The 21,352-nt window shown below is 58.4% G+C and carries 18 protein-coding genes; 9 read left to right on the top strand and 9 right to left on the bottom strand.

Annotation, left to right across the window (positions count from 1 at the left end; genetic code table 11):
- Window positions 1-44: 44 nt before the first annotated feature.
- Together KF841_13825 and KF841_13820 are read right to left on the bottom strand one after the other, a co-directional pair.
- The gene (locus tag KF841_13825) at window positions 45-2,201 is read right to left on the bottom strand and encodes a hypothetical protein (protein ID MBX3396437.1); all 2,157 of its coding nucleotides are present in this window, start codon (window positions 2,199-2,201) and stop codon (window positions 45-47) included.
- A gap of 173 nt (window positions 2,202-2,374) precedes the next feature.
- The gene (locus KF841_13820; GenBank protein ID MBX3396436.1) at window positions 2,375-4,072 is read right to left on the bottom strand and encodes a sigma-70 family RNA polymerase sigma factor; all 1,698 of its coding nucleotides are present in this window, start codon (window positions 4,070-4,072) and stop codon (window positions 2,375-2,377) included.
- Window positions 4,073-4,433: 361 nt separating this feature from the next.
- Between KF841_13820 and KF841_13815 the strand changes: the two genes are divergently transcribed.
- Window positions 4,434-5,723 carry a DUF1015 domain-containing protein gene (locus KF841_13815; GenBank protein MBX3396435.1) on the top strand — a complete coding sequence of 430 codons (1,290 nt, stop codon included), beginning with the start codon at window positions 4,434-4,436 and terminating at the stop codon, window positions 5,721-5,723.
- A 3-nt stretch (window positions 5,724-5,726) separates the two neighbouring features.
- Here the strand turns inward: KF841_13815 and KF841_13810 are convergent, their stop codons facing one another.
- Complete coding sequence (locus tag KF841_13810; GenBank protein ID MBX3396434.1) at window positions 5,727-6,500, bottom strand: AMP nucleosidase; 774 nt, start codon at window positions 6,498-6,500, stop codon at window positions 5,727-5,729.
- Window positions 6,501-6,804: 304 nt separating this feature from the next.
- Between KF841_13810 and KF841_13805 the strand changes: the two genes are divergently transcribed.
- Window positions 6,805-7,665: a prepilin-type N-terminal cleavage/methylation domain-containing protein gene (locus tag KF841_13805; GenBank protein ID MBX3396433.1), complete on the top strand. Its 861-nt coding sequence runs from the start codon at window positions 6,805-6,807 to the stop codon at window positions 7,663-7,665.
- Between the two features lie 16 nt (window positions 7,666-7,681).
- Here the strand turns inward: KF841_13805 and KF841_13800 are convergent, their stop codons facing one another.
- Window positions 7,682-8,044: a DUF1428 domain-containing protein gene (locus tag KF841_13800; GenBank protein ID MBX3396432.1), complete on the bottom strand. Its 363-nt coding sequence runs from the start codon at window positions 8,042-8,044 to the stop codon at window positions 7,682-7,684.
- A 160-nt stretch (window positions 8,045-8,204) separates the two neighbouring features.
- Here KF841_13800 and KF841_13795 point away from each other — a divergent pair, with 160 nt between their 5' ends.
- The 5 genes from KF841_13795 to KF841_13775 all read left to right on the top strand — a co-directional run bounded on the left by KF841_13795 (window position 8,205) and on the right by KF841_13775 (window position 13,823).
- Entirely contained in the window at window positions 8,205-9,206 is a 1,002-nt protein-coding gene (locus tag KF841_13795; protein ID MBX3396431.1) for an amidohydrolase, read from the top strand.
- Window positions 9,207-9,289: 83 nt separating this feature from the next.
- Window positions 9,290-10,585 (top strand): kynureninase, encoded by a 1,296-nt coding sequence (gene kynU, locus KF841_13790; protein ID MBX3396430.1) that lies wholly within the window; start codon window positions 9,290-9,292, stop codon window positions 10,583-10,585.
- 166 nt (window positions 10,586-10,751) lie between these two features.
- Window positions 10,752-12,098 (top strand): FAD-dependent monooxygenase, encoded by a 1,347-nt coding sequence (locus tag KF841_13785; GenBank protein MBX3396429.1) that lies wholly within the window; start codon window positions 10,752-10,754, stop codon window positions 12,096-12,098.
- Between the two features lie 116 nt (window positions 12,099-12,214).
- A complete protein-coding gene (locus tag KF841_13780) occupies window positions 12,215-13,003 on the top strand; it encodes a tryptophan 2,3-dioxygenase (GenBank protein ID MBX3396428.1) in 789 nt (262 codons plus the stop codon).
- Window positions 13,004-13,118: 115 nt separating this feature from the next.
- Entirely contained in the window at window positions 13,119-13,823 is a 705-nt protein-coding gene (locus KF841_13775) for a cyclase family protein (protein ID MBX3396427.1), read from the top strand.
- Here KF841_13775 and KF841_13770 read toward each other — a convergent pair.
- Entirely contained in the window at window positions 13,820-14,242 is a 423-nt protein-coding gene (locus tag KF841_13770) for a RidA family protein (protein MBX3396426.1), read from the bottom strand. The genes KF841_13775 and KF841_13770 overlap by 4 nt on opposite strands.
- Before the next feature lie 139 nt (window positions 14,243-14,381).
- Between KF841_13770 and KF841_13765 the strand changes: the two genes are divergently transcribed.
- The gene (locus tag KF841_13765; GenBank protein ID MBX3396425.1) at window positions 14,382-14,999 is read left to right on the top strand and encodes an acyloxyacyl hydrolase; all 618 of its coding nucleotides are present in this window, start codon (window positions 14,382-14,384) and stop codon (window positions 14,997-14,999) included.
- 139 nt (window positions 15,000-15,138) lie between these two features.
- Here KF841_13765 and KF841_13760 read toward each other — a convergent pair whose 3' ends face one another.
- The 4 genes from KF841_13760 to KF841_13745 form a co-directional block, all read right to left on the bottom strand.
- A complete protein-coding gene (locus KF841_13760; GenBank protein MBX3396424.1) occupies window positions 15,139-15,858 on the bottom strand; it encodes a hypothetical protein in 720 nt (239 codons plus the stop codon).
- A 341-nt stretch (window positions 15,859-16,199) separates the two neighbouring features.
- Window positions 16,200-16,490 carry an HU family DNA-binding protein gene (locus KF841_13755; GenBank protein MBX3396423.1) on the bottom strand — a complete coding sequence of 97 codons (291 nt, stop codon included), beginning with the start codon at window positions 16,488-16,490 and terminating at the stop codon, window positions 16,200-16,202.
- Window positions 16,491-16,750: 260 nt separating this feature from the next.
- Complete coding sequence (locus KF841_13750; GenBank protein MBX3396422.1) at window positions 16,751-18,589, bottom strand: phospholipid carrier-dependent glycosyltransferase; 1,839 nt, start codon at window positions 18,587-18,589, stop codon at window positions 16,751-16,753.
- A gap of 182 nt (window positions 18,590-18,771) precedes the next feature.
- Window positions 18,772-19,527: a hypothetical protein gene (locus KF841_13745; protein MBX3396421.1), complete on the bottom strand. Its 756-nt coding sequence runs from the start codon at window positions 19,525-19,527 to the stop codon at window positions 18,772-18,774.
- 275 nt (window positions 19,528-19,802) lie between these two features.
- Between KF841_13745 and KF841_13740 the strand changes: the two genes are divergently transcribed.
- Window positions 19,803-21,302 carry a S41 family peptidase gene (locus KF841_13740; GenBank protein MBX3396420.1) on the top strand — a complete coding sequence of 500 codons (1,500 nt, stop codon included), beginning with the start codon at window positions 19,803-19,805 and terminating at the stop codon, window positions 21,300-21,302.
- The last annotated feature ends 50 nt before the right edge of the window (window positions 21,303-21,352 follow it).

Raw genomic sequence — 21,352 nt, 5'->3', positions numbered from 1 at the left:
CGGCCGGTGAATCCTGTCGCTGCCCGCTCATTCTTCAATGCACTTCACGGAAGCGATTCGAGGAAACGAATCAGCGCCCTTCTTTCATCGGCCGCCAGATTAGTGCCAAACTCGTGTCCCATGTTGCCATTCCCCGGAAGTAATGTGTCAAACGTGAATCGCTGTGCGGGCAATCCCGCGGGAAAGCGCTTTGTTCGTTCGCCGGATGGACGCAGCAAATCGTCGAGCGTCGGCACCGAACCGTTATGAAGGTAAGGCGCTGTGCGCCGGAGCGTGAGCAGTGGAGCCACTCGCACGAATCCGAATCCCACTCTCGAATACTCCAATTTCGAGGGCACTTTTCGGGCATTCGGCGATACGACGTAGGTCTCCTGATGCCGACGCCGATCCGGCGGCAGGAGTTGCTGCGCGAAAATCGAGTCAAGATTCAGATGGGCGTCAGTGCCGATGCCGCCCGCGCGAAGGTCCTCCGCTTCGTCGCCATGGGTGATCCCGTCACCGTCCGCATCAAACGGCAGGAGCCACGAATTGCTGAATACCTGCGGCCCAAACTCGGGATGCGTTTCATGGCAGCTCAGGCAGCCGTCAAACGTCTGAATGGACCGAAGTTTCATATGCCGCGCAAGCGGGATGAACGAGTCGGGTTCGTCTTCGTCGGGATGATCGAAATGGCAATTGTCACAACGCAACATTGCATCGATCGGCTTGGGCATCGGCCGTGCAAGCGTCCCGGGGGAATGATTGTGGCAGGTCGCGCAGCGCACGCCGATCAGATCAGTCATCGGCCTGGATCGATCAAGAGGAACCACGGCTGTCCTCGTGCGTGCATCAGCCGGTACCCGCGCCTCCCGACCGAAGACGATGCGCTGATTGAGAATTCGTCCGGTCTCGCGATCAGTGAAAATGCGAAGCCCTTCGGCAATCAATGGATCACTTGTGTCGCCGTGTGCGGGCCAGTTATGCCGCGTCAGCAACGAACGGATGCGATCCGCCCCATACATTTTCGGAATCCGCGATAAGGCGTCCTTGCTTGGCGTCTGCATGGCGAATTCCGGCCAGTGATTTCCCGCGTTCGAGTCCGACTCGCGGCCGAATGTTCCGACGTTGCGAAAATCCAGCGTCAGCGCGCGCGACAGAATCTCGTAGTCCACGTGGTCTTCGAATGACAGGCCGACCAGCCGGGCCAGCTTGTCCGCGGATACATGCATTCGGGATGTGATTTCGGCGACGGGATCAGCCTTGAAGGAAGAGTCCTTGCCCATCCATGAATAATGCGACACGCCCAATCCACTAAGGCTCGACGGGATGCTGACAGGATTGAACACCGTGTACTTCGGGCTCTTTGCATTCGCGAGGTATTTCGATTCGCCCCATTTATCACGCCAGTAGTGCTGAAGATTCGCCAGCGGGACGAATCCATCCATTCGCGCGTCAACGCTCTGATCAAGACGCCCTGGTCCCGCGAGTAGCATGAGAGCCTGAGTCACCCGGGCAGGCGGCAGCTTCATTGTTCGGTGCCATTCATCAATGCTCACCGCGCCGTCGCCATTCGTGTCGAACTTGAATTCTCCGGTGAGACCCTCCGCGGCGATAAGCTCCGCTTCGCTGATCGGCTTGCTCGATCCGGGCCGACGAATCAAATGCGACTCGTTCATGGCAAGGGACGAGGCAAAAATAAGACCGAGATAGATGTTCGTATTCGGCGTGCCGTAGAGGATCGTGCCATCGTCATCGACTGTCGCATGACAATACCAGCAATTGAAGCCGTAACGGCCGGTGCCCTTGCGTGTCCGCCTGTCCATTTCCTCGCGAACACCGAGAAAACCCGTGCTGATGCTGAACAACCCGGCCTTACCCCTGGGATCGTTCGGCGTCGGCACGAATCCCGCCACCTCGGGATTGGCGAGCAGCCCCCCCTTCAATTGCCAACGGTCTGCAAACACCAGGTCCGGATGTCTGTCCAGATTCAGATCAATCGGAGTTTCCGGGATGTTCAGATCAATATCCCGATCGAAGGCCACCCCAACGATGCCAGTCCAATACTCCGCCGAGGCATTGACGCGGCGACCATCCTCAGTCGAAGCCTCCGGGCCGAGAAAATCGTTCAGCCACGCGATCTCGTCCTGTGACAATTGCGCCGACTCCTGCGACAGACCGACCGACGCGACTGAAATGAATGCAATGGCGACCGAGCAGATCATCGGCAAGTTCCTTTTGTGGCGATCGACGCGAAGAAAACAATGAACTCCGCGCGGATTATATCCAAGGCGACAACCGTCGCGCCGAGGTGCATCTCGTCGCAGTCTGCAAACAATCGCTGGAAATTGGAACCCCGGAGGGCTTCGATCGGAAGGAAAGTTGTGCGACCATACGATCAGCCGGCAAGCACTTCGACCGACGACTCACTGAGCGAGGCCTTCAGCTTGCGAAGGGCCCTCACTTCGATCTGCCTGACGCGCTCCTTGCTCAGGCCGAATTCCCGGCCGATTTCATCGAGCGTTCTTCCGCCGCCCTGACCGGAGATGCCGAAATGCTGTTCAACGATTGCCCGCTCGCGCGGTTCCAACCGAGCCAGACAGCCGGCGACGCGCGTTCTGAGCTGCTCGGCGTCGGACTCCGAGGGAAAAGGAATCGACCGAGGGTCATCCGCGGAGGCGAGCACCTCTTCGAAACCTGTGCGGAATCGGGTGGAGCGAGTGCGCTCATCTGGAACGCTTCGCGCGAACGCCCTTGTTATGGCCCATGTTGCATAGGTGCTGAAGCGGAAGCCTCGCGAGTAGTCGAATTTCTCCACGGCGCGAATCAGTGCCATATTCCCGTCACTGATCAGTTCGAACAGATCGGACGCAGTCCATCCGGCTGCGTGCCGCTTCGCGATGCTCACCACCAATCGCAAGTTCGCCTGAATCAGTCGGTTCTTTTCGACTGTCGCCGCTTCGATGAATCGATCCACGGAATCCGCATTTGCGGCGGACGCGTTCGCCGGATCCGCCGCGATCTCCCGGCGAGCCATCTCGGCGCGATGGAGCAGGTAGTTCATTTGTCGGAACAACCGCCGTTCCCGTGCGGCCGATAGCAGCGGCGTGCGGTAGAGTTCCTGCAAATAGGACGGAAGCTGTGACGGAATGCGCGTGATCGCCGGATCTTCGACTGGCTCGTCATCGATCTCGGCCACGCCATCCAGGAGCATCGCCGACTCCGCGTCCGGCGAATCAAACTCGTCGCAGTAAATATACTCGATTGGCGAAGCCGCATACTGCGATATCCGCGAGCGATGAATCAGCGACCGAATCTCTCGCTCGGTTTTGCCGAATCGCAACGCCAGATCGCGAATCGAATCGCCTGCCGAATGCGAATCATGCACGACTTTCTCAAGCGGTTGACGGGCCGCGGATTCATTGCGATCGAACAACGCAACCGACGGATTCTCGAAGTCGAACCGGCGCAGCGTGTAGCGAATCGTCTCGACCGCTCGTCCGGTTTCCTCGGCAAGTCGAACCGTAACGGCATGCAGAGACGCCAAGCCGTCCGCGGTCAACTCCCGCGCCCGTCGCACAATCCGCTGTCGCTCACCTTCGTCCATCAACCGGAACGACGAACCTCGCCGAACCAGATCGAGATTTCTCGAAATGAAGACCTGAACCGCGCGCGTTGTGAAGATCGGCTTGGTTCGGCCCTGCCCCAGATCGAACCAGATCGAGACCAGACCGCGTGAGCGCCACCGCGAGATCGTCTTCGTGGACACCTTGAACCGCGCCGCCAAAGCCTCTGCATCGCACGCGCCACGTCCCGCCGCCTCAAGCGGCAATGGGTGGGCTCGCGTCAGATCATCGGCCATCTCGACGAGATCCTCGATCAGACTCTTGCCGCCATAGACCGTCTCGTCCGCGTCACCGCGCGAGCGGAACCCAGTGACCAGATATTCCACGAAAGAATAGGGATAGTCCTTCTTTGAATCGACGAGGGAGATCGCACGGATGATACCTTCGATGTGATGCAGACGATGACGCCATGGCGACAGACCCAACTGGTGCCGCAGACGTGCAACTGACTGGCAACAAAACGATCTCATCGGCGTCCTGCATCCTCCCGGGAGAGTACACAAACTTCAGCAGGCGAATGCCCTCCGCGGCCGACCGTGCGATGTCGGGCTGCCAGAAGGCGGTGGGCGGCCCTTGTCCGGGCCACAACGTCTCTCAATCTAGTCTAGCACGACCGATCGACTTCTTTCAATCCATTTCTTTTATGAAATTATCGGCACCTTTCGCCGTAAAGTCAATCCTCATCGGCGTTTGAAGCAGCCTCACTGGACAGCAGCCCCTGCCGAGGCCAACATAGCGATCCATCGCCGCACGCATCGGCGCCGGCAAAACAAAAAAAGCGATCACGACAGGGGTCAAATCGACCCGACCGTCGAGATCCGGGGTGTCAAGATGGCACACATCGAGCCGTTTCGAGGAATTCGATACACCTTACAAGACGTCAGCGAGCTGATTGCGCCGCCTTACGACATCCTGTCTGAGAAGGACAAATCCACGCTGCTTGGCAAGGACGACCACAATATCGTCGCCATTGATCTGCCCTACGTTCCACCGAAGAACGCCGGACCCGATCAGGTCTATGCCCAGGCGGCGGGCGATCTGACTCGATGGCTCGATATTCGGACGCTTCGACACGATCCGAAGCCCGCGTTGTATGCCTACCACCAGACTTACAAACTCGGCGGTCGCACACTGACCCGAAAGAAGTTCTTCGCAAGACTGCACCTTGAGGAATTCGGCAAGGGCAGCGTCTTTGCGCACGAGCAAACCTTCGGCGGCCCCAAGGAAGATCGCCTGAAGCTCACTGTTGCAACGCGATGCAACCTGAGTCCGATCTTTGGACTCTATCCCGATGCGGACAATGAAATCAGCGGACTGATCGACGAAGCTATTCATCGCGCGCCCGATCAGTTTGGGCAAATGGATCATGTCGCCAATCAGCTCTGGGTCATTGATGACGCGCCCACGATCAAGGCGATCCAGGTTCGGATTGCCGACAAACCGATCTTCATCGCCGACGGCCACCACCGCTACGGCACGGCACTGATGTACCGTCAGAACATGCTCGATCAGATGGGCGGCCTCGCTGATAACGATCCGGTCAACTATGTGCTCGCGGTGCTCGGCGGAATGGAGGATCCGGGCGCATCGATCCAGCCCTATTTCCGCACCGTGTCACACATGGGCCACGTCACGGCCAATGACCTGCAATCGCTGCTGAGCGAAGCCTTTCATTGGACGCCATGCCCCATGCCGAAGTCCGCCGATGATCTGGCGACCGCGATGTCGTCGCATGGCATGTCCTCGATGGCGATCTACATTTCCAAGGATGACGCCTGTGTGATCATCTCGCCGAAGCAGGCAGATCTGCTTGCCGAGTCCGAGCCATCGCATCACCCGGAATGGCGCAAGCTCGCGTATACGATTCTGCATCGATACATCTTTGATCGCCTGCTGCAACCGAAGCTCAACAACGGAAAGCCACTCGAAATCCACTATCACAAGACAATGGAGGAGGCCGTCCGCGACGCGCGCAACGACGGCGGCATCGCCTGCCTGATGCCCGCCACTACGATGAGCCAGTTGCGCGAGATCTGCCTGGCCGGCGAACTCATGCCGCAGAAGTCGACCTACTTCTTCCCGAAGCTGGCGACGGGGATGGTGATCAATCCGCTCTACTAGTCGTCAGTATTTGAAGTGCTTGATCGGCTCGCCGTGAATGCCGAGTTGGGTCATTGCGTCGACACCGATCTGAAGATGCATCTCCGACCACATCCGGGTAACTCGGGCGTCGCTTTCCTCGGTTTTGATTCCGTCTGGCGTAATCGGCACATCGGACACCAGAAGCAGCGCGCCGCGTGAGATTTCATTCTTGTGACCGACGATGAAGATCGTGGCGGTCTCCATGTCGATCGCGATCGCCGTCATGCCCTGCAAACGTCGCTTGAAGTCTTCGTCATGTTCCCAGACGCGCCGATTTGTCGTGTAGACAACGCCCGTTCGATAATCCAGACCGCGCTGAACGATTTTTTCGGAAACAAACTTGTGCAGCTTGAATGAAGGCAGCGCGGGAACCTCGGGCGGGAAGTAATCGTCGCTCGTGCCCTCGCCTCGAATCGCCGCAATTGGCAGGATGAAATGCCCAATTTCCGTTGTATTTTTCAATCCGCCGCACTTGCCGAGAAACAGCACGCCGCGCGGACCGCGAGCCGTGAGCAAGTCCATGATGATCGCGGCATTCGGTGAACCGATTCCGAAATTGACGATGGTCAACCCGTCGGCATTTGTCGCCGCCTGCATCGGCCGGCCTTCTCCCTGCAAGTCGCAGGAAAACTGCTCCGCAAATTTCTCGACATAATGGCTGAAATTCGTGAGCAAAACGTAGTCGCCAAACTGGTCGATGGACATGCCGGTGTAGCGCGGCAGCCAGTTCCTCGCGATTTCGATCTTGGTGGTCAATGCTGTCTCCACGAATCGGCGGGCGACGCGGCGTTATCCGGCGCCCCTTAACTGCGGCATTGTACTCCGCCGCGCCCATGTGTGAATCCAGGCAAATCACGGTGAATGCGCTTCCCCCTTTCCCCCAACCCCCGACTTGATCCTGAAACAACGCCGAGTCCCCGGCGAAACTCCCCCCGCTCCATGCCAAACCGGTGTTTGACAACTCCGCCACTTTAGTTAGCTTATGGTCATTTTATTGGTTGATACTTTATGAGTTATCTAGATTGCTTCTTATTAGTATAGGAGAATTTCGAGCATGTTGATGCCATGTCTCATTCGCCGTCACGCGTTTAGTCTTATCGAGTTGCTGGTCGTCGTCGGAATCATCGCCATTCTCATCGGAATTCTCCTTCCTGCCCTGTCGAATGCGAGACAAATGGGCATGCGCACCAAGTGCCTGGCCAATCTCAGGCAGATCGGCACCGCAGTCACCATGTATCTCGGTGACAATGACGATCGGTATCCGATGACAATGGAGACGGATTCGAACGGCTCGCCAACAACGATCAGTTGGTGGTCGATTGAAAATTATCAGGCCGCACTAAACCGCTACATCCAGGTTGACCGAGGCGGCGTGGACGCCTCCGGAATGGCACGAGGTGGCGTCTCAAGCGTCTGGTACGATCCCGCCGACCCGGATGCCGCACAACCTGCCATGTGGGGCTCCTTCTCGGACAACGGCCTGATCACCGGCGTTCCTCGCCAGCAGAGTGAAATCAAATCGACCTCAGCGACGGTCTATGCGACATTGAGAGAAAAGAATTGGGCCCGGATCGTCGGGACCGAAGTACCCAACCCCCTGCCGATCGACAACCCTGAGCACGCATTCTGGTCCAGCGAATATTTCGACATGTGCCTCGATCCGTGGAGTCCGACCGACGACCCCGATGATCCCTATCACTGGGCGACCGGCCGCGCCCGACCGCCCTGTGAAGATTTTCCCGCTGATCCGGCGTGCGGCGACTGGGCCCAGCAGATCGACGGGCGATCACCTCTTTTTCAGAACAACCGGCCGCGATATGGCGCTGGTCAGCCCTACCTGTTCTGCGATGGCCACGCCGAGGTCATGCGTTTCGAGGACACCTACCATGACCCGGACGGCAACATGTGGGACGTCCACTGAATTCCGGCAAGGAAAATCAACCTTTCACAATCACCTTGAATCCGCCATAAGCCATCTTCTTGCAGTCAAACGGCATCTTCTTACCAGCCATCATCTTGTGAATTCGTGGATCGTTCATGACGCTGGCGTTGACCTTGTCCCGATGAGCCCTGGATTTGTAGTGGATCATCGCCAGCACCACCGTTTCATTCGACTTCGTCTTGACCATTTTCGGAAACGGCAATGGTCCGCCCTTGATGTTCAGATCGTCCCCGAGACATTCGTAATACTCCAGAGCGCCATGCTCTTTCCATAGCTTGGCAGCCTTCCTGGCAAGGGCGCGATACTCAGCGACATTCTTCGTCGGGAGCGGCAGTACAAATCCATCAACATAGCTCATCGGCGGGTCCCTTTCTCATTCAAACGGATCGGCGGCCTGTCCACGCGGACAACCCGCAGTTTCATGCAATCGACCGGGTTTGTCGAGATTGCCCCGAGTTGCAGTCGGACACGACACGTAGGCGCTTTGGAAATCACGTCATTCCGTCTACGATGGCTCCATGCGGATCGACCTGCATACCCACATATTACCGGAGAACTGGCCGAATCTCCGCGAGAAGTACGGCTACGGCGGCTTTGTACAACTGGATCATTACGCCCCTTGTCGAGCCCGGATGCACATCGACGGCGCGTTCTTCCGTGAGATCGAGGCCAACTGCTGGGATCCGAAAACCCGCATCGCGGATTGCGATGGCGTCGGCATCCAGTTGCAGGTGCTCTCTACCGTGCCTGTCATGTTCAGCTACTGGGCCGAGCCGCAGCACGGGCTGGACCTTTCCATGCTGCTTAACGATCACATCGCCGGCGTCGTTCGCGACCACCCGACGCGATTCGCCGGGCTGGGCACCATTCCGATGCAGGACGCCGATCTTGCAGTCAAGGAACTGGAGCGATGTGTCAATGACCTGGCACTCCGCGGCGTTGAAATCGGGAGCAACATCAACGATAGGAATCTTGACGACCCTGAATTCTTCCCGATCTTCGAGGCCGCACAGGAACTCGGGGCCGCTGTCTTCGTGCATCCCTGGGAGGTCATCGGGAAAGAACGCATGCCGAAATACTGGCTACCGTGGCTCGTCGGAATGCCTGCGACGACTTCGATGGCCGTCTGCTGCATGATTTTTGGTGGCGTGTTTGAGCGCTTGCCGGGTCTAAAGGTGTGCTTTGCCCATTGCGGTGGCAGTTTTCCCTTCACGCTGGGACGAATTCAGCACGGCTTCGAGGTGCGTCCCGACTTGTGTGCGGTGGACAACCCGGTTCCTCCGATCGACTACGTCGGCCGATTCTACATGGACACACTGGTGCATGACGCCGATACGCTTCGCTTCGTTATGAAACGCTTCGGAGCAAACCGTCTCGCCCTGGGTAGCGATTATCCGTTCCCCCTTGGCGAATCGCGGCCCGGCAGTTTGATTGACTCCATGACCGACCTCACCGCGTACGAGCGGGAGCGAATGCTCTGGGGCACTGCCGCGGAGTTTCTCGGTCTTCAATTCGGCTGACGGCCCGCCAAAAACGCCCTAAAGACCGTCACGACAACATTGCCTGTTTGAAACAACACGACTTCTACGGCTACACTTCCGCCATGTCTGTTTACTCCGATGCCCCGCAATCATGGGATTCAGCAGAATCCACCGCCCTGCGCCTCGACGCGGCCGATCCGTTGCGTGAATGGCGCGATCATTTTCACATGCCGATCGCACCTGACGGCAACACCCATCTCTATTTCTGCGGGAACTCGCTCGGCCTGCAACCCCGATCCGCTCGACAACTCCTCATGGAAGAATTGGACGACTGGGCGGCCCTCGGCGTCGAAGGCCACTTCGACGGCCGCCGACCGTGGTACCCCTATCACGAGCAGTTTCGCGAATTGGGCGCGAGACTCGTCGGAGCGCACCCCGGCGAAGTCGTCATCATGAACAGCCTGACAGTCAACCTGCACCTGCTCATGGTGAGCTTCTATCGTCCGCATGGCCGACGATGCAAGATTCTCATCGACTGGCCCGCATTTCCATCCGACATCTACGCAGTCAAGTCACAGCTGACCTTCCGGGGATACGACCCTGACGAGAATCTCATTGTCGCCCGGCCGAGCGGTGACCGGCACACACTCCTGACGCATGACGTTGAGAGTCTGATCGAACGCCACGGCTCCGAGATCGCCCTTGTCCTCTTTGCCGGTGTCAACTACTTCACCGGCCAGTTCTACGACATCAAGCGAATCACGGCCTTTGCGCGTGCTCGGGGCTGCGTCGTCGGTTGGGACCTTGCCCATGCCGCGGGAAATGTGCCATTGGCATTGCACGATTGGGACGTCGACTTCGCCGCTTGGTGCAATTACAAGTATCTCAATGGCGGCCCCGGTGCCGTCGCCGGAGCATTCGTTCATGAACGCCACGGCCGTGATGCGTCGCTTCCGCGATTCGCCGGCTGGTGGGGCAACGATCCCTCCACGCGATTCAGGATGCATCTTCAGCCGGACTTCATTCCGCGCGAAGGCGCAGAGGGCTGGCAGCTTTCGAATCCGCCGATCCTGGCCATGACTCCCGTGCTCGCCTCGATGCGGACTTTTGACAAAGTCGGGATGAACGCCTTGCGTCAGAAATCGCTGAAACTGACGGCGTATCTCGAGTTCTTGATCGACGGAATCGCCGGAAAGCCCTACGAGATCATCACTCCGCGCGAACCATCGGAGCGAGGCTGCCAACTATCCATTCTCGCAAGGGACAATCAAAAAACGCTCTTCGCCCGCTTGAAGGCCGCGCACGTCATCGGCGATTTCCGGGAGCCCAACGTAATTCGAGTAGCGCCGGTGCCGCTCTACAACTCGTTTCACGATATCTGGCGCCTCGCTCGTATCCTTGCTGACTCGGCGCACTGAGATCGCCGTGACAGCGACCGGAAAATCGGCAGATTCTGCTCTCACCGAGAATATGGATCGGGAAATTCCGCACTTCGCGTCGGTCTAGTCCGCCGCCAGCCGGTCGAACATTTCAAGAACAGGCGCCCTTGCCGTCTCGCTCCGCATTCCGTTGAATACGTCCAACATGACACGCACGCATCAACCTCGTTTCACGATCGTCGGCGGCGGACTTGCGGGCGGCGTGCTCGCAAACTACCTCGGCGCTGCGGGCTTCGAAGTCCATGTCTATGAAAAACGGCCCGATCAGCGAAAAGCCGGCGTAATCGGTGGTCGCTCGATCAATCTGGCCCTTTCCGTTCGAGGAATGCACGCGCTGGGCGAAATCGGCGTCCTCGACTCGGTCATGAAACAGGCCGTCCCCATGCCCGGCCGCATGATTCACGCCATCGACGGCTCGACCGTGTTCCAGCCTTACGGCACCCGCGGCGAGGCCATCAATAGCGTCTCCCGCGGCGGACTCAATTGCATTCTGCTCGATGCCGCCGAGCGATATGCCGGCGTCAAACTTCATTTCGATCACAAGTGCCTTGACGTTGACATCGACACCGGGGAGACCACCTACGAACGATCCGGCGGCCAAATCGTCAAGGCATCGGGAGATATCGTCATCGGCGCTGACGGCGCGTTCAGTCCGGTCCGAGCGCGCATGCAGCGCCTTGATCGGTTCGACTACAGCCAGAATTATCTCGAGCACGGATACAAGGAACTGCACATTCCACCGGCCGACGGCGGCGGTTGGCGCATTGAGAAGAACGCACTGCACATCTGGCCACGGCGAAGCTATATGATGATCGCGTTGCCCAATGCCGACGGTTCCTTCACGGTGACATGCTTCTGGCCGTTCGATGGCGCGAATGGCTTTAATAACCTGCGCAATGGCACCGACGTCGTGGCCTACTTCAACGAGCACTTTCGCGACGCCGTGCCATTGATGCCCACCCTTGCGACCGACTTTTTCGAAAATCCAACCAGTACGCTTGTCACGGTGCGCTGCGCCCCGTGGTATTACAAGGATCGCGTGGTCATGCTGGGCGACGCGGCACATGCCATCGTTCCCTTTTTCGGGCAGGGGATGAACTGCGCATTTGAGGACTGCACGGCGCTCATCGAGCGAATCAGAAGTGCCGACGGCGACTACGAATCGGCTTTTCGCGCCTTTAACCACGATCGCAAGCGACACGCCGACGCCATCGCTGATCTCGCGCTGCAGAACTTCATCGAAATGCGCGACAAGGTCGGCGACCCCGCCTTTCTGAGAAAGAAGCAATGGGAAAAGCGGCTGCACCGCTGGTTTCCGAAGTCGTACACCCCGCTATACGAACTGGTCAGCTTCACGCGCGTCGGCTACGCAGACGCCGTCGACCAGGCAAGGCGACAGGAGCTTGCCATCGCATTGATAATGCAGCTGCTCATTGTCGGCGTATCAATCGTCATTTTGCTGATCCTGGCGCTGAGCTATTTCGTCAGGTAAAGCATGGCTGCGCGGACAGACGCTATTCGACCGCCTCAACGGAATGCACGCCGATCTCGCGGCCTGATTCAGATCCGGCCGACGGATGTCGCGTAAAAGATTGGAGTACATCGCTCATGGCGCTGACCTACGGCAGTTACCTGAAAATCGAGGAACTCCTGAGCCTTCAGGAGCCGAAGTCTTTTCCGCCGGAGCATGATGAGATGCTCTTCATCGTGATCCATCAGACCTACGAGCTCTGGTTTCGACTCATGCTGCATGAACTGGACAAAGTCTGTGGCGACTTCACCCGGAACGACCTGTTCGGGGCCATCCATACGTGGAAGCGCCTCCGAACAATCCTGAAGACGCTCGTCGGGCAGCTCGATATCCTCGAAACGATGACGCCGATGTCGTTTGCCAGCTTTCGCGACCGCCTCGAAACCTCGTCAGGCTTTCAATCCGCGCAGTTTCGAGAGTTTGAATTTATCCTGGGGAACAAGCGACCGGAGATGTTGAAACCGTGCGCGGGAGAGCCTCAGGGCCTCGCGCGCGTCGAGAAACGGCTGCATTCTCGCAGCGTCGTCGATCACTTCTATGACTTTCTGGCGCACCAAGGCGTCGAGATTCCGCCGGCGCTGCGATCAAAGCCGATCGAGGCTTCGACCCAACCCAGCCCGGAGGTTCAGGAAGCGATCCTTGGGCTATACAAATCAGGTGACCGTAGCGCGGTCGTGATTCTATTCGAACTCATGACCGACTTCGATGAAGGCCAGCAGGAATGGCGATATCGACACGTCAAAGTGGTCGAACGCACAATCGGGAACAAGCAAGGCACCGGCGGGTCACTCGGAGTTGAATTCCTTAAGCGATCATTGTTTCAGCCTGTTTTTCCGGATCTCTGGGCGATTCGGCACAGGCTCTAAATCCGACGGCCGCCGACCCGCGATCTGCCGACTGACTCACGCTCGGCTCAGGATGCAGCCGACCCGCTTCACAAAGCATCGCCGATGCGTGAAGCCGACGTAGGAGAAACCGATCATGCTTTATGATATCTCTCCTCCGATCACGCCGACGCTTGGTGTCTGGCCGGGTGACACATCCGCGTCGCGAGAGATACTCTGCGACATACATCGCGGAGACTCCATCACGCTGTCAACGCTGCGCGCCACCGTCCATCTTGGCGCGCACGCCGACGGGCCGAACCACTACGGCAAAGACGCGCCGGCGATCGATCAACGTGCGCTGGACTACTACCTCGGCCCCTGCCTTGTGGCACACGTAGGCGTAGCTCGCGGCGCGCGGGTCGATCGGTCTGCCGTCGAAGCGGCATTGGACCGTTTGCGCGTTGAGCCAGTTGAGCGGCGCGCAGCCGAAGAACGTGGTCAACCGAAAATGTTGAAGTTGCCGCCCCGACTATTGATCGCGACAGGAACGTTTCCTGACCCATTTCGATGGAATAACGATTTTGCCGCGCTCGATCCAGCCCTCGTCGATGGCCTGCACGGCCTCGGCGTCGTCACCGTCGGTATCGACACACCAAGCGTTGACCTGATCGATTCAAAAGACCTGCCGGCGCATGCGGCATTCCTTCGCAATGACATGGCGATTCTGGAAGGACTTGCACTCAATGACGTGCCGGAGGGGATCTATGAACTAATAGCGCTGCCGCTGCGCCTCGTCGGTTTCGACGCCAGCCCCGTTCGTGCGATACTTCGCTCAATGCCTGAATCAATCGCCCGCTAGCGCCCGACGGCCGCGATCACTTTCAATTCAACGGCGATGGGCGTCGGAAGCGAGCCGACTTCGACAGTCGTGCGAGTCGGATTCGGCTTTCCGGGACCCGCGAAGTGCTCGGCGTACAGCCGGTTAAAGGTCTGGAAATCTTTCTTCATGTCCGTAAGGAACACCTGCACATCGACAATGTCTTCCCATCGAGCGCCGGCATCTTCAAGGACAAATCGAATGTTCTCAAATACGGCCAGCGTCTGAATCCTGACGTCATATGCGACCACCGCGCCGTCCGCACCGAATGTGACGCCGGGGATTTCCCTGCTTCCCCGCTTTCGCGGACCGATGCCCGATAGAAACAGAAAATCGCCGACGCGCTTGGCATGTGGAAACGCCCCGACCGGTTCTGGCGCACGACTGCTGTCAAAATCCATTACCGAACCCCTATGATGCTCCGCTTAACTTTCCGCTCCGGCATTGTATCCGACCGTCGCCGCTTGCAAGCCGCTTCGGCGTGCGAAAGAATGACCAACTTGAACTCACGAAGCTGTCCAGGCCCGCCGAGATTATGTCATGGCAAAAAACCGGCCGATTCCCAACGTACTTGCCCGAAAGCTCGCCCTGGCATTCGCGGCTCATTTCATGCTGGCGACGCAGCCCGGCTGCAACGGCGGCATACACCGAAAAGGCGAGCATCAGATCGGCATTAGCGGCTCATTCGGACATGCCATCAAAGGTGAAACCGTCTGGCACGACGGGCTGGGCCGCGCCGACAACGCCGCGATCGCGGTGGACTATCGATACTTTCTGAAGGATCGGCTCGCCGTGGGCGGATCCGTAACGCCATATCGAAATTACAACTTGGCCGGACCAGACGCCTACGCCGGAGAATTCAACCTCGGCGTGAGATACTACTTCTGGGAGTTTGATTTACTCGAAAAACCCGTCGGCCTGTACGGAGAAATCAGTGGCGGGCTCATGCAGTCCAGCCGAAGCGTGCCGGAAGACGGCACCCACACCAACTTCACGCAGGACAATGCGGTTGGTCTCGAATGGCGGCTGAGCGAAAACGTCAGCGTCCTGACCGGATATCGCTTCCGTCACATCTCGAACGGGTACGTTTTTGGAAGCGAGAATCCCGCGCAGAACGACAATCAGGTCTTCGCCGGAGTCGCGATCACCTGGAAATAGCGCGGCCTCTTCATGTGACGTTCACGCCTGTATCCGCCGAACCGCTTCTCGCGCCGCATACTAATCTGAACGTTACCGACAGATCGTTTGTCGCCCGGCCTGCACGATATCAACTGGACTCAATCAGACCCTCTCGCGTTCAGCTATTGTCATTCGCATTGTCGTTGGCGTTAAGATTGTCGTTGCTGTTCGAATTGCCGTTGGAGTTGTCAAGCGGCACCTCGTCGATCCACGCGCCAGTGTAGTTCACGGTGAGTTCCGCAACAAACGACAGGCTCGAATCATTCGAACCGATCAGGCCCACGATCAGCCGTCGAACCACCTTGCCGGCAGTCGTTCGAGCTGGCACATTGAAAGATCCCTCAATCGATGACACATCGAGTACACCGCCGCCACCCTGCTGACTGCCGTTGCCGCCGCCGCCAAGAATCGCGACAAATCCGTACTGGGCGTTTTCGTTAATCAGCCCCGTGCCGTTCTTCAATGGATCTTCCGCATTGGCAATTCGCATCTGGAAAGAACCTGGGAAGGTGACGATCACGCGGTCGGGCATTGCGTCATCAACCGCCGCGTTCAAATCATCAAGACCTTCATTCCACTGTGCCACCAGATCGGCAAGTTGCTCCGGAAAATCCGCGGGATCGAGCGGCTGGAGCTCGCCGCCACTTGAGTTTTGTGTCACTTCGCCGCCGTTGTTGATCGTGAATGTGAATTTTGCTTCAAGCGAGCCGCGTTCGATCGACCACAATCCGGCAAGAGAAGAGAAATCCGGACCCTGGCATCCGTTATCTGCCGACATGCCGACCCCGGCGGCAAGCGTAAAAAACGAAAGCAGTGTAAAGAGTCTTTTATGCATCATCTGGTGGATTCTCCTTCGCGAGGGGACTGAGCGAGGATTCGAGGACGCGGCAGTTGAACGATGCGATCGTGCCGCACCACCGCACTCCGGACTGAACTCCATGAAGTCTACTTGGATCATTTCACCCGTTCAACCATGCCGACAAAATCAGGTTGTTGCAAATCGGATCGCGCGATTCCTGTAACACTCCCGATATTCTCATGATTTGCGCAAGCGAGATCGCCCGACCGACGCAGACGAGTCGATAACTCGCCGACATCGACCGGGCGATGGTCGATCATTTAATGAACTGTCAGCGGTGATCAGGAACAAACCGTGAAGCCGCTGCAATCAGTATGCATTCACTTCGTCAGGATGGCATCCTTTGCGGCCTTCGCGACGCGGAACTTCACCACGGTCTTCGCTGGAATCTTGATCTGCTGACCCGTCGCCGGGTTTCGTCCAATTCGAGCCTTTCGCTTGACGAGGACCAACTTGCCGATGCCGGGCAGCGTGAAGCCATGCCGCGCTTCCTTGTAGGCGACGTTCACCAGCGTGTCCATGAATGCGATCACCTGCTTCTTGCTCATCTCATTCTTCTCGGCGATGTGGCTGATGAGGCCGGACTTCGACATCTTCTTTGATTGGGCCATGCGCGACTCCTTGAAAGAACCCACCTTCCGTGGCGGCCGCATCCTTCGGTCCGTCGGCGCGGAAGTTCAATAATTGGATTCGACCAATTTCCGCGAAAAATCGAAGAAAAATCGCCTCCGCCGCTCGAAAACGCGAAAAAATGTCAATACCACAGGGCTTTTTCAGCACATGACGGTCGAGAAACACCGGTCTGCGTGCCATAAATCGAGATGACTACGCTCCGTCCCCGGAAGAACCGCGCCGGATCGGTCGCCGTGCGTCAACGTGGCTTCCGGCCGTATACCCAGGCAACCTCGAGCGGGCCGCGCTTTACGGTGAATACCGGTTCAAAGAGCGTGTTCAATTCGTCGGCGGCGGGCATGTCCGGCGAGTGGCCGCAATATCCCAGCACATTGTTGACATGAAGCAGCACAAAATCGGCATTGTGGATGGCCGGTGGCGCGGGCAATTCGTCCGACGCTGAAGTCCCACCGCGCGGAACAAAAACATACCGGGGTCGTTCCGGCAACGCCGACCGCACAATGCCATCCTCCCAAAAGAAGCTCACGACGCGCGCTCCAGGAAAGACAGTGTCACTTGATTCGCACCATTCGATAACAGACTCAACACCATCGCACGACGTCTGAATCAAATTGCAGCTCCCACGCGAATCGGCTCCAAGCCATCGCCAGTTCGTCCGGTCCGACAGCAGCTCCGCTCCGTATACCTGATAGTCCGGCCAGGCCCGGCGAGACTCGAACCCGACAATCGCGACGCCCGCAGCAAACACAAGCAGCCATGCGACGATCAATCCGGTGGAACGCAGCTCGCGCACCCATCGAATGGTGCCAACCAGCGCGCCGGCCGTCGTAATGACCACGAGCGGATAAATTCCCATCAGGAGGCAGCTCTGTCGCTGCGGCAGCGAACAAAGTGCGATCACAAAGATCACCGTCGCTACGATGCAGGGCCGCCAGCGGCTGTCTTCACGCTCACGTAACATCGCATAGATCAGTGCCAAAACCGTGACAATACCCACGGGTACGGTCAGCTTCAGCAGCAGTACGCCGGAACAAAGCCGAAGCTGATCCAGTATCAACGCGAACGGCCAATGATGGTCCCAGGTGAAGCCGCGAATTATCAGTTCTCGCGCAATGCAGGGATCCAGCAGGTGGACCGGCATCAACACGAAAAATGAGCTGAACCCCATCGCCGCAAAGGCACGGAACCGCTCCCCGCGGCTGCGTGAGAGGATCCCGATCGAAAGCACATAGACGATCGTAGCGAGCCACATCAGCGCAAGAACACCCCATCCCACGATGGCCGAGGTCCGGGCATGCCTCGCTACAAACTCCAGCCCCGGCTGATCGGGAGGATAACGATCCAGAAGCGCGATCAACGCCGTCACGAGAATAATGGCGAACTGCCATGCCAGCAGGCGATTCAGCCGACGAGTGTGATCGGGCATACGCGACAGGCGAAACGCCGGCTCTGAGTAAGTCGTGGCCGAAAGCACCCAGAACACCGGCAGCAGGAAAAAGGCCAATACCGTCGTCCCGAGTGAAAGACCAAAGAGTATCGCGGCCAGCAACCATCGAGCGGCCGTCGGCGCTCGCAGGTAGGATGAATATCCCCAGAGACCAAGAGTCGCAAAGCATGCAAAAAAAACGTCGCCCTCGGTCATGGCCAGCCGGCTGTACGCCAGGAAATACGGAGCGAAGGCCAAAAGCACCGCAGTCAACAGACCGGTGCCCATGCCGAATTGCAGATTCGCAAGGCCGGCGGCGGCGACCACGGTCACCGCCCCAGCAAAGGCGCTGACATCGCGCGACTGGGCGAGATCGCTCCGTCCGGTCCACCAGGATGCCAACGCATTGACATACATTGGAAGCCGAAGTCGAGCCGGCTCGAGCGTCGGCCGTGCGCCAAACATCGGAGCGCTTCGCAGTCCTTCGGCGATCCGGAGATCAGTCTGCTCGCGCTGCATGATATCCATGTGCGCTACCGACCCGCGCGCGATCGTCATGCCGAATGCGGCGACGAACATTGAAAACACGAAGCAAAACGGCCCGTGCCATGCCGCTCGATGACTGCGATCAGATCCGTAGGTCGCGCTCATGCGGTAAATCCTGCTGCTCGAGTCCCGGCGAGGCACTCACGAAGACCGCCGGCCTCGGCCGTCAGGACGCAGTCTGGTGCGATCGAGATGACAACGAAGACCGCTATCCGGCCGGCGCGGCTTGTCGGATCGAGCCATGCAGGCCGCATGACTCCGGTTGGAGACGCGGGATTCGGACGGCCCTAAGGGCGCGATGCAATGGCCTGCGCCAGAGGCTGAATCACCATCGGAACGACCCGCTCAGCCGCCCATTCCATGCCGATGTCCGTCAGTTCCTGATGCACGCCAAGCAGGTTCTCGCCCTCATGAAAGCCGAAGAAACGCCGGACAGTCAGAAAAACGCTCAGGGGCTGCGACTCATACTGGCCCGTACGGACCTCGTATGTGCTCGTGCGACTCTTGATTTCGAGATACGCCTGCGTGTCACATCGATCGCTCAAAGCCATACCCATGAACGGCTGAGCATCAATCGTGTGAGCGACAGAAGGATGATTCGTCAGACCGGACAGCGGTCCCGTCGAGAAGAATGTCTCAGCGATCAACTGATCGTGATTACCGCGGTACTCAAGGTCGAATCCGAAGACCACCTCGATGTGATCATAATCCAGATCGCCAAGGGTAAGATGGTACGGAGCCAGCTTCAGGATCGTCCCGGCATATCGCCGTGCGTCCTCCAACTCGGTCGGATTGTGATGCCCCATCCGCAGCGTCGATTCATCAAGCCGAAGCCAGCGCCGCTGCCCGCGATCGTTCTCGTCCTCTTCAAGCAGAAGCGACGTATCCTCACGTCGCCGCAATCGCCGCATGCCGGGAAACTCTCGGCGGACCGTGTCGAAGAAATGCAGCACGGTCTCTCGCTCCAACCCGAGATCAAGCTTCAAGAACAACCGCGTCGCAATGTGAAAGTCGTCGCAATGCGCGCCAAATGAAAGGCTCATCGCGGGGTCCTCCGTGGGGCAGCCTGAAGACCGGAAATACACAGCGAATTATGCGGCAAGCTTCCGCGCGCGGCAATAGGAATTCCTCGCAGCATCGCAAACCGAATCCACGAACCATCGCGGCATCATTTGATGAAATCCCGAATTCGTCACGAAGATCGCTCCTGCACGAGAACAACGCGCGGCTCATTTTCTTGACGCAGCAGCCGCATTGACCGAGAATTTTGGTTCACCGTCGCTGGATCGATTTGTCGCGATGCTGACCGGGAGCACTCATGCCCAAGCGCAATCTCGCGTGGATTCTCATCGTCGCGGCCATCGCGCTTCTGATGTGGCAGCTTCCTCAGTTCATCGCCGGAAGAGACTCGATTATCCATGCCTTCGGCCCGCTGGTTGATGCGTGCTCGCAGATTCAGCGGCGATACGCCGAACCCGTCGATGATCAACACATGGTGAATGTCGCGGTCGATTCAGCCATTAACGCAATGATCCGCGATCTCGGCGACCCGCACGCCGCCTATTTCAATGATCAGGACTATCACCGATTTCAGCGGCGCACCGACGGGCTCTACGGTGGAATCGGCGTGGAGGTCTGGCCAGTGGATCTCGGCCTTGAAGTGCTCAGCCGCGAGCCGGATTCACCCGCCGTCCGAGCCGAAATTCTCCCCGGAGATATCATCACCCACGTCGACGACCGAAAGGTGGTTGGTGTTCCCCTGGTCGAGGCCGTGAATAGCCTCCTCAACGGACCGGTTGATTCACCCGTTCGAATCACGATCATTCGCCCCAGTGACTCAACTCAATCCGCCGAACCTCGTCAGTTGGTGCTTTATCGGGCGGCCATCAAGCTCAACCCGGTTCACGGCTGGGCACGCAGCGGGCCGTCCGGCTGGCATTTCATGCTCGACCCGAAGCTGCGTATCGGGTATGTGCGTCTGGTGAAATTCACAACAGACGTCGATGAGCGTCTGGACGAGGAATTCAACAGGCTTCAGACCGCGGGCGTCCGCGCGCTCATCGTCGATCTGCGGGAAAACACAGGCGGACTGCTGGAGAGTGCGAAGGAAGTTGCCGATCGATTTCTCGAATCCGGCCTGATCGTTCGAACCAGCGGCAGAAAGGCGGACACCAAGCAGTGGTTCGCTTCGCGCGAAGGCACTTATCCGCGAATTCCGGTGGCCGTGCTGGTCAACGGCACGACAGCCAGCGCCGCGGAAATCGTCGCGGGTGCGCTGCGCGACCATGAACGCGCCGTGGTGGTCGGCGAGCGAACCTATGGCAAGGGCAGCGTACAGGAGGTCGTACCACTCACCGGCAATCATGGTGCCATCAAGCTGACAACGGCATACTACTACCTCTTCAAGGGTGAGTGCATTCATCGCACTCCCGAGGCCGATCGCGCCGGGTCGTGGGGCGTGCTTCCGAATGTGGTCGTCGCGTTGAGCCCCGAGGAACGCCGGCTCTGGGCCGAAGCGTGGCGGGAAATCTCTCGTGAACCGGTGCCCACGGTTGACACGGGGACTTCGAACGGCGCCGGTCCGATCGCCGATCATGCCGGGGGAACCACATCGACGGCAACCACCAGCGCGGACGCGGCTTCAGCCGAGGACGCAGCCGGCGCCCCTCCCGAATCGATCGAAGCCGATCGACTGGCACGCGAATCCGATCGCCTGATTGAACGCGACCCGCAGCTCAGAAAGGCCCTGGAAATACTACAGAAGAAGCTGGAACCCAATGCGGCCGATTCACGGGATCTCGCAACGCGGCGTTCCTGAGAAGGATGCATTGGGATCGACGCAATCGCTCACAACCCTGTTATAATTCG

The organism is Phycisphaerae bacterium (assembly GCA_019636475.1).
Taxonomy (GTDB): Bacteria; Planctomycetota; Phycisphaerae; order UBA1845; family UTPLA1; genus JADJRI01.
This window is presented reverse-complemented; position numbering and strand designations above follow the sequence as displayed.